Here is a 12,545-nt window from a genome sequence, read left to right as displayed (position 1 = left end):
TAACTAAGCAATCGCCATTATATCTTAATTTTAAGGAGATGAAAAAAATGATTAGCTTCATTTGGTATTTAATCATCGGCGGAGTATTAGGTTGGTTAGCTGGCGTAATTTTAGGTAAAGATGTACCTGGCGGCATTATTGGAAATATTGTTGCAGGGGTTGTCGGTTCGTGGATCGGTAGTATGGTTCTTGGCAACTGGGGTTGGAGAGTTAGTAACTTTTACGTATTCCCAGCATTAATCGGTGCTGTCGTGCTGATATTCATCGTAAGCCTTATTTTAAAAAGTATGCGTAAAGCGACCTAAATATGTAATAAAGAGCCATCAATTTTGATGGCTCTTTACTTATATTTTTGAAAATAAAATGATCAAGGGAATATTTTAATGTGAACGCTTTACATGAGTGTGTCGAGTCCTTTTCGCACGTAAAAATCTATTACTTTATTTTTAAAGAGCATCTTTGTGATGGTACTTTACTTTTCTTTATTTAAAACAACTGCTTCCTTTAGCTCATCATGATGCTCATTATACACATTGAAATAATGTAACACTTTTTTAACATATTCATCACTATGATTGTACTTAAAAATAGCTTCCTCTATATGACCATCTGCTGCGCCATTTTTCGATAAATAATTCGCGGCACTAAAAATAGCGTCCTCAATATCAAATGGGTCTGCTATGCCGTCCCCATTAGCATCTACGCCATATCCACCATATTTTTTTATGATTTCTGGATCCATTAACTCAGCCTTCGGTATATCCCCTTTTCCTAACCCCGAGCAGGAAGAATGTTTCCAACCGACAAATGTACAAGGCATAAATTGCATAGGACCTTCTGCGCCAACTGGTGAAACGAGCGATTTCATTGAGGAGAATCGTGTTTCAACTCGATGATGGGCTGCAAGCAAAGTCCAAGGTACGCCGTATTTCTCTTCTGCTGCTACATAGATAGGAATATATTGCTCAGGAATTTTCATATCGAAATATTGCTGAATTTCTTCCAGTGCTTTTACCCGAGCTAATTTTTCAAATATAGGTGATGTTTGTAGCTCCTTCCATGCAAAAAATACGAAAACACAAACAGTTATCGCTATTGGTATTAATAAAGCGATCATGCCTAATTGAGTGGAAGGCGATAGCTTCGGCTTTTTCTTCTTTTTTTCCGTCATAAGTCACACCTAATCTTTTATTTTATTTCTATATTACCAAAATTTTAGATGATAGAGCAGATAGATTTTTCAGTATATATTTACCACTACTTTAATAGTTGAAAAGAAAGAGAAAAATATAGTAAAATATAATTCGATTATTTTATATGGATAAAAATAGGGAGGAATTTGTTTTGTGGAAAGACTTTAAAGAGTTTGCTATGAAAGGCAATATTGTCGATTTAGCAGTGGCAGTAGTAATTGGTGGTGCTTTCGGTAAAATTGTTACCTCCTTAGTTGCAAATATCATAATGCCATTAGTCGGTGTCTTAACTGGTGGTATTGATTTAACAGAGAGCTTTGTGTTTGGCTCAGGAGATGCGAAAGTTAAATTAGGTGAATTTTTACAGTCGATCATTGACTTTTTAATAATTGCATTTGCAATTTTCATGGCATTACGAATTATGACCAAGCTATCTCGAAAAAAAGAAGAGGCTGTTGTGGAAGAACCAGCACCAGAATTGGATGCTAAAGAAGAGCTTCTAAAAGAAATTCGAGATTTATTAAAAAAAGAACAAGCTTAAATTAAAGTTAAAAAGAATCTGTCTAATTACTTCGACTTATCCGAGGTAATAGGCAGATTCTTTTTCCTTTAAGGACGTAAATTCCATTGTTCAAATACTCCCACATGTTTTTCCGGTATTTCTTGTTCTATTGCATCAATAATTCCTTGTGCAATTTCACTATTCGTTAGCCATCTTGAAGAGTTGTTGTCTTCTATGATAAATCCAAGTTTCACCTCTCGATAAATTATATTAGAAGGGATATAACATTTTGTACGGTCATTGTTTAAGTAAGAGCTACTTCCTTTTATATGGTAAATAATTATATTTTTTGTAGTAGGGATTGCTTCTAAAAGCGACTCCCAAACTTTTTTATCAGAGCCATGAATCCAAGAAATAATACAATCAAACGACCCATTAGTTTGTTGAGACTCTATTAATGCCGTTTTAAAGCTGTTGTAATTCGTATAATCAACTAATAAAGGCGTCAAATTTGAAGCATTTTTTGCTTCATTTATCAATCTTTGCATTTTATTTTGCTGTCTCCCAATAACGGTTACATGATTACCTCCCTGTATAAGCCATACAGAAACTTCCTTTAGCATTCCTGTTCCACCTATTACTAGCCAATGTTTCATTTACTTTTCTCCCTTCTTTATCTCCTACTATTCCTAGATGATTTAATATAAATAATCTCGCTAATTTTCTGAAATTATCTTGTTCTTCTTTAGTATACATGTTAAATTGGTAACAATTATTGAGAATATGGGGAAAACAAGGTCTAATAGACTCCCCCTTTATTAAGATGAAGAAAAGAGTGACGACATGACAAACAGCAGAAGTATTGAAACAAAACTTGTACAACTTGGGAATTTAAGTGATCCGATAACAGGTGCTGTCAGCCCACCAATCCATTTATCGACAGCTTACAAACATACAGGTATCGGTGAATCCACTGGTTTTGATTATGCACGTACAAAAAATCCAACTCGTGCTCTATTAGAAGCAGGAATTGCAGATTTAGAGGGCGGAGATGAGGGCTTTGCCTGTAGCTCTGGGATGGCTGCTATTCAACTAGTTCTATCATTGTTTAAGCCTGGTGATGAATTAGTGGTGCCTGATGATTTATATGGTGGTACATATCGACTTTTTAATTTCTTTAAAGAAACATATAATATTAAGCCTGTCTACTCAAAATTTGAATCAGTTGAACAGGTAGAAGCATTAATCAACGACAATACGCGTGCTCTATTTATTGAAACACCAACAAATCCGCTTATGCAGGAATTTGATTTGCAAGTATATGCAGAATTAGCTCACAAGCATGGGGCATGGTTAATTGTCGATAATACGTTCTATACACCATATTTCCAACGTCCAATCGAATTAGGTGCAGACATTGTCATTCATTCGGCAACTAAATATATTGGCGGACATAATGATGTGTTAGCTGGTTTAGTTGTCGCAAAGGGTGCTGAATTAGCCGAACGCATTGGCTTTATTCATAATGGTAGCGGTATGGTATTAGGTGCGATGGATTCCTGGTTACTTATTCGCGGATTAAAAACAATGCATCTTCGATTAAAGCAGCACGATGCGAACGCCAAAGCAATTGCCGCATATTTAGAGGAAGAAGAGCTTGTAACAGACGTGCTATACACAGGAAAAGGTGGCATGCTTTCATTCCGCTTGGAAAAGGCTGAGTGGATTGACCCATTCCTTCGAAACTTAAAGCTAATTACTTTTGCTGAAAGCCTTGGTGGTGTTGAAAGCTTCATTACGTATCCTGCTACTCAAACTCACGCAGATATGCCTTATGAGGAGCGTATTGAACGTGGTGTTTGTGACCGACTACTCCGCTTCTCTATTGGTGTTGAAGAGGCTGAAGATTTAATTGCAGACTTAAAACAAGTATTCGATATCCTTAGAAAAGAGGTTAAAAATGAAGCAGCATATTGAAACAAGCCTAATTCACGCAGGTGTCCGTGACGGCTATGAAAATAAAAAAGGTGCAGTCAATGTGCCTATGTATTTATCATCTACTTTTCATCAGGAAAGTATCGATGAATTCGGCGAATATGATTATGCACGTTCTGGCAACCCTACGCGGGATGCATTAGAAAAAGCAATAGCTGAGCTTGAAGGCGGAGTACGAGCTCATGCATTTTCTTCTGGGATTGCCGCTGTATCTGCAGCATTAATGCTATTATCTCAGGGTGATCATATTGTCATTACAGAGGATGTTTATGGAGGAACATACCGCTTCGTCTCCAAGGTTTTACCACGCTTCGGTATTTCCCATACTTTCGTTGATTACACAGATTTAGCGGCAGTAGAAGCAGCCATTACACCAGCTACAAAGTTACTCTATATGGAAACACCGTCAAATCCAACACTTGGCATCACAGATATTCGTGGAGTAGCAGCACTTGCCAAGCAGCATAATTGCTTAACGTTTTTAGACAATACGTTTATGACACCTTTACACCAACGTCCACTTGAACTAGGTGTCGATGTTGTCATTCATAGTGCTACAAAGTTTTTATCTGGGCACTCTGATATTATCGCGGGATTGACAGTGACTGCTGACGAAAAGCTTGGTCAGGAGCTATACTTTATCCAAAATTCATTCGGCAATATATTAGGTGTACAGGACTGCTTTACTTTATTGCAAAATATTAAAACAACAGATGTACGTTTTACTCGTTCTACAGAATCGGCACAAAAGATTGCGGAGTTTTTAGCTACAAATTCCCTTGTCGAGCAAGTATATTACCCTGGGCTTGCAGCACATCCTGGCTACGAGATTCATCATAGCCAGTCCACGAGTGCAGGTGCAGTACTATCCTTCCGCCTACCAAGCTATGAAGCTGCAAAAGCGCTAGTAGAAGCGATGAAAATTCCAGTTTTCGCTGTCTCACTTGGTGGCGTTGAATCGATTTTATCCTACCCTGCTAAAATGAGCCATGCAGCAATGGAGCCTGAGGAGCGTGCAAAACGTGGTATTACTGATGGGCTATTACGATTCTCAGTGGGACTAGAGCATGTTGACGATCTGATCGCCGATTTCGCTCAGGCATTAGAGATGGTTGCTGCAAAGGCTATATAGCAAGACAAGGCTGGGGCATAAACTGGTCAAAACCTTAAAAGCGCGAGAAATCAATTTTAAAAACGTTGATTTCTCGCGCTTTTCTGATGTGACCCAGCCTCTTGTTCTTAAATGTACACTCAAAATGTTTAAAAATCAGTTGTTCACACGAGCTAACACTCTATATAAATAATCTCCATGTCCCTTTGCCAAAGTTACTTCTTGTTCATCTGTTATCCAGTAATATGAAAATTCTAAGCCTGCCTCATTTACACCTGTCGGACAATGCTTCCATGAATCTGATTTTTCATTTGTTGTTAAATGATAAAAATAGCGTTTTTGTAATAGCCCTGAATGATGATTAAAATAATCCTGGGCAATTAAACCCTTCACTACTAAACAGGATAAACCTGTCTCCTCAAACATCTCCCGTCTTACTGCCTCTAGCGGTGTTTCCCCTTCCTCTACTGTGCCTTTAGGAATTTGAATTCCTGCTCCTTCTGTATTTTGCTCAAATACTAGCACTTGTAACTGACCCTCATGCTCCCTCGTAATATAACCAAATGCCTTTCCAACAACTTGCATGAAGTCATCCCCTTTCGCGCGATTTGATGTTACAATAAATAGAAAAATTTGGATTTTCGAGTGAAAAGTATTGAGTTCAATTATACGACACATGCAAAAGAATGACATCATTTTTGTGTAAGAAATTGCTAAAAATAGTTGGCATCAAACATACAAAGGAATTATCCCAAATGACATTCAAAACCGTTTTTTACAAACTGATTATAGTAGTGATCGATTACTAAGTCGTTTAGAAAATAGTTTGTTTTTAGTTGCTATACTTGAAAAATCAATAGTAGGCTTTGCAAATTTTTCAAATGTTGTGATGGTGAGGCAGAACTTTACTCCATATATTTACTTTATGTAGAAAAGGAAAATACGATTGGCATGAACTTTTATCAAGCGAAGGGCTTCAAGAAAATGGAGGAGTTTGATGAGTTATTTGATGGTCACTTATTGAAAACAGTTAAACTAGGCCTAAAGATAACTTAGTGTAACGGAGTTATAGCTTACTCCGTTACACATTTTATATGTAATCTATGCAAGATTGATTTGCTCGGATTGAATAACAAGTGCTGTTAAGCCTGAATCACTTCCAGATTCATGTGCCTCTCCAGTTTGCCAAAGAACACCTTCCCCTGTCTTTATGATTACTTTTTCTTGATCTTCACCGCAAACCCTGAATCACAATAAATAACTGTGGGACAGGCGCCTCATGCATCCCAACAACACCACCAGGCTCTATATAAATAAAGCCAATATTTGCAGGCTCAACCGTTTTCATGATTTTCGTATAAAAAGCATCTATCGATTGATAATTATTAATTTGATTGGCCAATTCTTGTGTGAAATTATATTTTTTCATGTAAGCATATTTCCTTTCAAATTTTTACTACCATCTTATACATTAGAACATCATCTATATATTCATTGTCATGTAACTTAACTTCATTGATTTTTCTTCCTTCTTCAATAAATCCCATCTTTTTATAGAGCGCAATAGCCCTTTCGTTTGTTGAAAATACGCCAAGACTAATTTTTTCAATATAAGGGTTGTGCTCTGCCCATTCTAGTAGCTTTTCAATTAAGAGTTTGCCAATTCCTAGACCACGATATTCATTAAGCACCATCATGCCAAAGGTACCTGTATGTGCTAATCGTTTTCTTTGTGGTGATTGAAATACAAGCCAGCCAACTATTTTCCCTTGATATTGTGCGATAAAAATTGTTTCACGTTCATTTGTTATTTTCGCTTGTATCCATTCTCTTTGCTCATCAATTGTTCTCTGAAATTCATCTATTGTAGTGATTAAATAATCTTTTTCTGCTAAAACTCCTTTCTGGATTTCCAACAAGGTTTTAGCATCCTCTTCATTGGCAACTCTAATTTTGATTTTTTCTGTCAAAATCCTCACTCCTTTCAACTATTCATTAAGTCTCCTTGATGATTATCTTTAGTTAAGTATTCGTAGATTGAAGAAAATTTATCGTATGAGTATAGGACGTTATCTTCAAAATAAAATTGTCTCCATCTTTAATTTGCGTTATAGACTATATCGGATTTTACAAATAATTGAAGATAAAATAATAATTGGTCAATTTTACAATTCCGTAAAATAAAAAAACCCAGAATAATTTCTGGGCTTGATGACACTTACTTTTCTAGCATGATTAAAACTGTCGGGCTTTTGCTTCACTTCTCAAGATACGGTTATGGAGAGTAATCTCCGTTTCACCATTTACTTGAGATTTTGAACGCTTAATCCTTGACCAGTTGCGGTGGATTTTTTGAGATTTTGGGTCTAGTTGTTCGAACCTACTCATTCGTGCCATCCTCCTCATCAATATAGATTTCATAAGTGAAACCTTTTTTAGTATAACCTTACAATGAAAAATTATTCAGTTTTCTATCTCCATTAACCCCACACTTCTTGCAATGTATGTCTAAATAACGCATCTAATTTTTGTGTAGGATCATCGACTTTAACATGAAGATTTTTGCAATATGTCTCAATATGCACTATTTCTTTATCTAAATACTCATTAATACTTTCAATTTGCGACTCCATATTAAGTTCATCACCAGCCATCTTTCTCTGCAAAAGTTGCTGAATTTCCGTTTTTAAAGGACCCTCAGAAATGATTTCATTTAACAATTCCTGAAAATCAATTGGTGGAACCGTATTTTTTTGTTCTATCCATTTACATGCTAAGATTGGTCTGAGGACATAGAAATATTTTTTTATTTTTACTTCTGAGCCCTGTAAATACTCACGATAATTGTTTTTTGCCATATTTAAATAATGATATAAGCTTGCATTTGGATAAAATACTTCTTTTTCTAATGATCGTACATTGTCAATAAATGAATATTGTTGGTCATAAATAATATTGCTTCGTAACCATTCTAAAAGAGGTGGATTACTTTTGCGAAAAAGCCTTAATGCTTTTGTTATTTCCCAACCACTAATATCTAATAAATCATTAATAGGCACTTCAATAACATCCCTCTTCGCACCAATTCCTTGAGGGTCAATTGAAAGATACCATTGAGGTTGATGAATATATATGAAACGAACATCATAATCACTATCCTTAGAAGGAAATCCCCAAGCACGACTACCCGATTCTACAGCGTATAAAATTTTTACTTGATACTCACTTTCAATTTCTTTTAATTTACTAAGTATTATTTCTTTCATATAAAAAACCACTTTCCAAATTTATTCTTATCAACTATGCCTCGGCATAATTGATTAGTTCATAAAATTTATTGCAATAAAATTTGGAGAATTGTAATAAATACAGCCGCGACAATAGGCACTATTTTCAAAGAGGTGTAGCCGATTGAAGATGTACATATTGGCTCTAACGGATCCTTTGTTGGTGAGGCTAAATACTGAAGAAAACGTTGCCAGCGACTTTTCTTGTATGTCATTAGTTGCTGGGGAATCTCCACTTTATCATCATCTAAGCGGTCTTTCAGCCATTGCTCCTTTTGAAATTCATCCTTAAGCATCGAAATCCTCCTTTAGCTCTTCCTTCAAAGCCTTTATCGCATTATGTAGCCTCGATTTAACGGTACCAAGGGGAATGGACAAAATTTGTGCAATATCCTCCAGTGGCAAATCATGATAGTAAACAAGCAAAATAACAGCTCGTTGCTTTTCGGGTAATTGAAGTATCGCTTCTTGTATCGTTAATTTCTCGTCAGCAGATATGCGATGACTTGACGTCGGTACTAAAAACGGGAACAGTGTGCGCCATTTTTTCCGCCGATTCAATTTATTAATCATTAAGCGATACGCAATTTGAAATAAAAATGCTTTCACCGTTCCTTTTTGTTGATCAAAATCCTCTTTAATATATTGTAAACGCTCAAAGGTATCTTGCACAATATCAATGCTTAGCTGATCTTCCCGAGTATAGCGAAATAAAAAGCAGTACAATGGCTCATACAAACGACTATAGAGCTGTTCAAAGCCCTCGACATCGCCGTTTTTATAGGCCTCCATCCACTCTTCATTACTCATCATCTAGCTCATCCCCCAAATGAGCCTTAATAGCCTTCAAGGTCATAGAAAGACGAGATACCAAATAGCCTACTATTACAATGACCCATGCTTGCGATTGATTTGTAAAAAACTGTACATATGGATTTTCGATTGTTTGACTGCAAAATAAGAGTATGTTTAATGTCTGTACACAAAGTATTGTATATATGGCTAAAACGAGCGTTAACGTATCAAATACATTCCAACGTAAATAAATTGTTGTTTTTTTATAATTAATTTTTCCATTTTCGCGAACAACATATTTTTTATCCATCGGGATTGTAATTCCCAAAATAATAATAGTCCAAACTCCAATTGCAATTAAAGATACAATAAATCCAATTCCCATAAAATCACCTACTGACTGATATATACTTTTTTAGCGATGGCTGCTAACACCAAGCTAACAACTGCTAAAATTATACAATATTGATATTGCGGAAGCCATGTTTCATTGATTAAATTTAAGTACATTTGCAAGCTATCATTTAAATAAAGCATTGGATTCCAGCTTAGAAAAATATAATAATCATGTGGGTTTTTCTCCGCAAGCGTTAAAAACATCGTTGTCATCGTTACTGAAAACATGAATAAAATCATAATTGGCACTAACATGCTTTGAGCAACTTTCTCGTTTTTAAATAGACCCGCCAATATAAAACTCAATGGATATAATGCCAGTAAAACAAAATTACTAATCAAAATAATCATAAAATAAGATGAAAGTGAAATATCAATGCTGAAGGAATAACCAATGAGTAGTAGCACTAAAAATACATTTAATAATGTAAAGACACCTATTCCCATACCAATATAGTAAGTGTGTGGCTTAACGCCTGTTCGTTGTACCCATTGGAGGGTTTTATTGGCCTTCATATCTGCCAAATATATAGTAGCGCTAGAAAATGCAAATGAGAAAATTAACATTAAAATTGAAAATGGTAAAAACTGACCTTTAATCATAAAATCTATCACATCTTCAGTCACTATATTTTTACAAATCACTGAAGTAATCATAAATATAAAGGATGGTAGTAAATTTCCAATAGTCATTCCTGGATTGCGAATACTTTCTAACATATACATTTTTGCAATTTGTTTAATCATCCCGCTTTTCCTCCTAAAATTTGACCTGTTACTTCATAGTAGAGACCTTCGATTCCTGGCAATTTCGCGTCTGTGTATTTTCTATAGAGCTCATCCTGTGTGCTATTTTCAATGAGCTTCCCGTCTTTTAAGATCACTACATAATCAAATAAAGGTTCTAACCCTGCCACTTCATGACTAATAATAATAATCATTTTGTTACGTTGATGAATTTCATCTCGTAAGTAAAACATCAATTGCTTTTTCTTTGTTAAATCTAAATCAGCAAACGGCTCATCTAAAATGATGATCGGTTTATTTAATAAAAATGAAAGGAAGATGGATATTGCTTTTCGTTGACCGCCTGATGCATTTTTCAACAATATATGGTCATAAGTCGGTAATCCTAATATTTCATATAGCTCTCCCAAATCATTCTTATTGTTCGTCAATGTAGTAAAAAGAGCCATCACTTCACGAATTTTAAGATGTTGATAACTCGAGAAAAATTGGTACTGCAATGCAACTTGCTCTTGTACATATTGGGATGAATCATTGAATAGAATGGAACCACCATCAGGTTTTACATCTCCAGCTATGCATTTTGATAATGTAGATTTACCCGCTCCATTCTGACCTAATAATAAATAACAGTACCCCATTTTAAATGTGGCCGACACACCATCTAAAACGTTCACACCATTATATTTTTTCACAATATCCTTCACAATAAGCTCCAAAATAAGCCCTCCCTTTTTATATGTTCACTGACTATACAAACGGGGATTGCAAAAGGTTCATTTTATTTTAAAAAAATGAAATAAAAATATATGTTTCTATAAAATGTTTTTTTATGTAAAATAAATAATTGTTGGTAATTAAGTAAAAATAAAGGGATTTCATCCTGACACGATGAGTGGTTAGGCCAAATTTTTTATTGTTTTTACTTCACAATTAATAGAATACTAATTTAAAGGGAGTTACCGAAGTGAGCGATTTTGAAGAACTTAAGTATTTTTTAGGACCACATTTTGGTCCAGAGATAGACTGGGAGCTAATCGAATACGCTGTTATTGATCATCGACAATTAAGTAAAAAAGTACGATCCAAATTCAAAGAAGAGCTCCTTTATATGAAGCAACTGTTAGAACAAAATCAATATGAAAAAATACAGCAGATTATCAAGAAGCATGATTTAGAAGATACAAAGCTATACGATATTGAAAAAATACAAAGATTTATTGATGAGGTTTTACCTATTATTGAGAAATATGAGTATAAGAAAGGAATCCCTTATGTCCCTTTTAAAGCTTTAAACTATTTGTTTGATAAAATTATTATACCTACTAAAACATTTTTATCTTTTGACTTTATTGCTTTAGATATCAAAAGAGAAGGGGATACATTTATACATCATATCTTGCAAGATTTACAATATGTAGAAAAAGCCTTTATGGAGCACGATGAAGCAAAGATTCAAAAGTTACAACATCTTTCCAGAGAAAAAGGGGTTACTATTTTTGAATCACAATATCGAGATGAATTTATCCAAGTAGTAACGAACGAATTAAGTTAATAAACAAGATAAAGAGAATTAACTACGAATAATAGCCACTAAATAGCCCGTTCAGTCCTCATAATATATTTCACCCATAAAGTAAATTTTTTCTACTTATTAAAAATTGAACCAATCAGACTTTTACGCTTTTGTTAATGTCAACACCGAGCGATCGGTGCGAATTTAGCGAGTGCGTGTTCGTTATCTTTCTCTTTTTAACTGTCGGACACCGTGATTGCTGTACATACAAAAAGACCTCTCAAATACTTATCTTAGGGTGACAACCTTCAAACGTATATAAATAAATGAGGTTGGGACATAACTAAATGGTTCCTTCATAAAGCCGAATAATCTCTAAATTAACAAAACACGATAAAAAGAAAAACCGAACTATTCCGAAACACTTCATGAGCGTTTCATTGGATAGTTCGGTATTTTTGTTTGCTGAAACACTTTTGTCCCAGCCTCATTTTTATGATTTTATCTTGTCTTACTCAACTAACGGAGCAGGTTAGTTGAATAAAAGAATTGTTAGAATTTGTTATAAATACAAAGATATATAGGGGGTATAAATTTGAATTTAAAGTCATTGGCGTCAGAAATTTCTAAAATTTATATGCAAAATTCTAAGGTTGAGGCTGTACTGCTTGGGGGGTCTATTTCACGTAATTGGCACGATGAATATTCTGATATAGAGTTATTTATATTTTGGAAAGATAGTCCAACGGAAGAGGTTAGACAAGCTTCTATTAAAACTGTTAATGGAAGCAGTAAGTAAATGAAAGAAAGCCAACTAAAAATAAAGTGTACCCTTTTGTAAAGGACATTTTGAAAAAAAGCTAAGCAACCTTTTGAAGCTGCTGTCTGTATTTTGCGAGAGCACTGAAAAACTTGAGCTTTTTAAGGGTTCAGTAGTTTTTCAAATAAAATTAAGACACTTTCTGTACATTTTGAACAGAAAGTGTCTTATTTTATTGTCTAT

Annotated in this window: 18 protein-coding genes; 6 read left to right on the top strand and 12 right to left on the bottom strand. The window is 34.8% G+C overall.

Features of this window, described 5'->3' with window-relative positions; all coding sequences use genetic code 11:
• Nucleotides 1–47: 47 nt before the first annotated feature.
• The gene (locus ACIQLB_RS20780; protein WP_400730251.1) at nt 48–305 is read left to right on the top strand and encodes a GlsB/YeaQ/YmgE family stress response membrane protein; all 258 of its coding nucleotides are present in this window, start codon (nt 48–50) and stop codon (nt 303–305) included.
• 167 nt (nt 306–472) lie between these two features.
• On the opposite strand, the gene ACIQLB_RS20775 is transcribed toward ACIQLB_RS20780, so the two are convergent.
• Nucleotides 473–1,171 carry a lytic transglycosylase domain-containing protein gene (locus ACIQLB_RS20775; RefSeq protein WP_400730248.1) on the bottom strand — a complete coding sequence of 233 codons (699 nt, stop codon included), beginning with the start codon at nt 1,169–1,171 and terminating at the stop codon, nt 473–475.
• Nucleotides 1,172–1,344: 173 nt separating this feature from the next.
• Here ACIQLB_RS20775 and mscL point away from each other — a divergent pair, with 173 nt between their 5' ends.
• Nucleotides 1,345–1,734 (top strand): large conductance mechanosensitive channel protein MscL, encoded by a 390-nt coding sequence (gene mscL, locus ACIQLB_RS20770; protein WP_370044391.1) that lies wholly within the window; start codon nt 1,345–1,347, stop codon nt 1,732–1,734.
• Nucleotides 1,735–1,802: 68 nt separating this feature from the next.
• Here the strand turns inward: mscL and ACIQLB_RS20765 are convergent, their stop codons facing one another.
• Nucleotides 1,803–2,351 carry a Rossmann-fold NAD(P)-binding domain-containing protein gene (locus tag ACIQLB_RS20765; RefSeq protein ID WP_400730245.1) on the bottom strand — a complete coding sequence of 183 codons (549 nt, stop codon included), beginning with the start codon at nt 2,349–2,351 and terminating at the stop codon, nt 1,803–1,805.
• Nucleotides 2,352–2,538: 187 nt separating this feature from the next.
• Between ACIQLB_RS20765 and ACIQLB_RS20760 the strand changes: the two genes are divergently transcribed.
• Both ACIQLB_RS20760 and metC read left to right on the top strand, forming a co-directional pair.
• Entirely contained in the window at nt 2,539–3,672 is a 1,134-nt protein-coding gene (locus ACIQLB_RS20760) for a methionine biosynthesis PLP-dependent protein (RefSeq protein WP_400730242.1), read from the top strand.
• Nucleotides 3,656–4,822, top strand: a complete 1,167-nt coding sequence (metC, locus tag ACIQLB_RS20755) for a cystathionine beta-lyase (protein ID WP_400730239.1) — start codon at nt 3,656–3,658, stop codon at nt 4,820–4,822. Before ACIQLB_RS20760 ends, metC begins: the two co-directional genes overlap by 17 nt.
• Nucleotides 4,823–4,957: 135 nt before the next feature.
• Here metC and ACIQLB_RS20750 read toward each other — a convergent pair whose 3' ends face one another.
• The 10 genes from ACIQLB_RS20750 to ACIQLB_RS20705 form a co-directional block, all read right to left on the bottom strand.
• Nucleotides 4,958–5,386 carry an NUDIX hydrolase gene (locus tag ACIQLB_RS20750; RefSeq protein ID WP_400730236.1) on the bottom strand — a complete coding sequence of 143 codons (429 nt, stop codon included), beginning with the start codon at nt 5,384–5,386 and terminating at the stop codon, nt 4,958–4,960.
• A 646-nt stretch (nt 5,387–6,032) separates the two neighbouring features.
• Nucleotides 6,033–6,230 carry a hypothetical protein gene (locus ACIQLB_RS20745; protein ID WP_400730234.1) on the bottom strand — a complete coding sequence of 66 codons (198 nt, stop codon included), beginning with the start codon at nt 6,228–6,230 and terminating at the stop codon, nt 6,033–6,035.
• Nucleotides 6,231–6,246: 16 nt separating this feature from the next.
• Nucleotides 6,247–6,771 (bottom strand): GNAT family N-acetyltransferase, encoded by a 525-nt coding sequence (locus tag ACIQLB_RS20740; protein WP_400730231.1) that lies wholly within the window; start codon nt 6,769–6,771, stop codon nt 6,247–6,249.
• 265 nt (nt 6,772–7,036) lie between these two features.
• Complete coding sequence (locus tag ACIQLB_RS20735) at nt 7,037–7,189, bottom strand: YpzG family protein (RefSeq protein ID WP_082172689.1); 153 nt, start codon at nt 7,187–7,189, stop codon at nt 7,037–7,039.
• Nucleotides 7,190–7,281: 92 nt separating this feature from the next.
• Nucleotides 7,282–8,067 carry a nucleotidyltransferase domain-containing protein gene (locus ACIQLB_RS20730; RefSeq protein ID WP_400730227.1) on the bottom strand — a complete coding sequence of 262 codons (786 nt, stop codon included), beginning with the start codon at nt 8,065–8,067 and terminating at the stop codon, nt 7,282–7,284.
• 68 nt (nt 8,068–8,135) lie between these two features.
• Nucleotides 8,136–8,384, bottom strand: coding sequence for a hypothetical protein (locus tag ACIQLB_RS20725; RefSeq protein ID WP_400730224.1), 249 nt, complete (start codon nt 8,382–8,384; stop codon nt 8,136–8,138).
• The gene (locus tag ACIQLB_RS20720; RefSeq protein ID WP_400730305.1) at nt 8,377–8,880 is read right to left on the bottom strand and encodes an RNA polymerase sigma factor; all 504 of its coding nucleotides are present in this window, start codon (nt 8,878–8,880) and stop codon (nt 8,377–8,379) included. The genes ACIQLB_RS20725 and ACIQLB_RS20720 overlap by 8 nt, the downstream gene beginning before the upstream one ends.
• A gap of 10 nt (nt 8,881–8,890) precedes the next feature.
• Nucleotides 8,891–9,268: a group-specific protein gene (locus ACIQLB_RS20715; protein WP_400730222.1), complete on the bottom strand. Its 378-nt coding sequence runs from the start codon at nt 9,266–9,268 to the stop codon at nt 8,891–8,893.
• Nucleotides 9,269–9,276: 8 nt separating this feature from the next.
• Nucleotides 9,277–10,026: an ABC transporter permease gene (locus tag ACIQLB_RS20710; RefSeq protein WP_400730219.1), complete on the bottom strand. Its 750-nt coding sequence runs from the start codon at nt 10,024–10,026 to the stop codon at nt 9,277–9,279.
• Nucleotides 10,023–10,745, bottom strand: coding sequence for an ATP-binding cassette domain-containing protein (locus tag ACIQLB_RS20705; RefSeq protein ID WP_400730216.1), 723 nt, complete (start codon nt 10,743–10,745; stop codon nt 10,023–10,025). Before ACIQLB_RS20705 ends, ACIQLB_RS20710 begins: the two co-directional genes overlap by 4 nt.
• A 248-nt stretch (nt 10,746–10,993) precedes the next feature.
• On the opposite strand from ACIQLB_RS20705, the gene ACIQLB_RS20700 reads away from it, so the two are divergent.
• Complete coding sequence (locus tag ACIQLB_RS20700; protein WP_400730214.1) at nt 10,994–11,581, top strand: hypothetical protein; 588 nt, start codon at nt 10,994–10,996, stop codon at nt 11,579–11,581.
• Nucleotides 11,582–12,137: 556 nt separating this feature from the next.
• Nucleotides 12,138–12,341, top strand: a complete 204-nt coding sequence (locus ACIQLB_RS20695) for a nucleotidyltransferase domain-containing protein (RefSeq protein ID WP_400730211.1) — start codon at nt 12,138–12,140, stop codon at nt 12,339–12,341.
• The last annotated feature ends 204 nt before the right edge of the window (nt 12,342–12,545 follow it).

The sequence above is a fragment of the Lysinibacillus sp. NPDC092081 genome, assembly GCF_044755845.1.
Lineage (GTDB): Bacteria > Bacillota > Bacilli > Bacillales_A > Planococcaceae > Lysinibacillus.
This window is presented reverse-complemented; position numbering and strand designations above follow the sequence as displayed.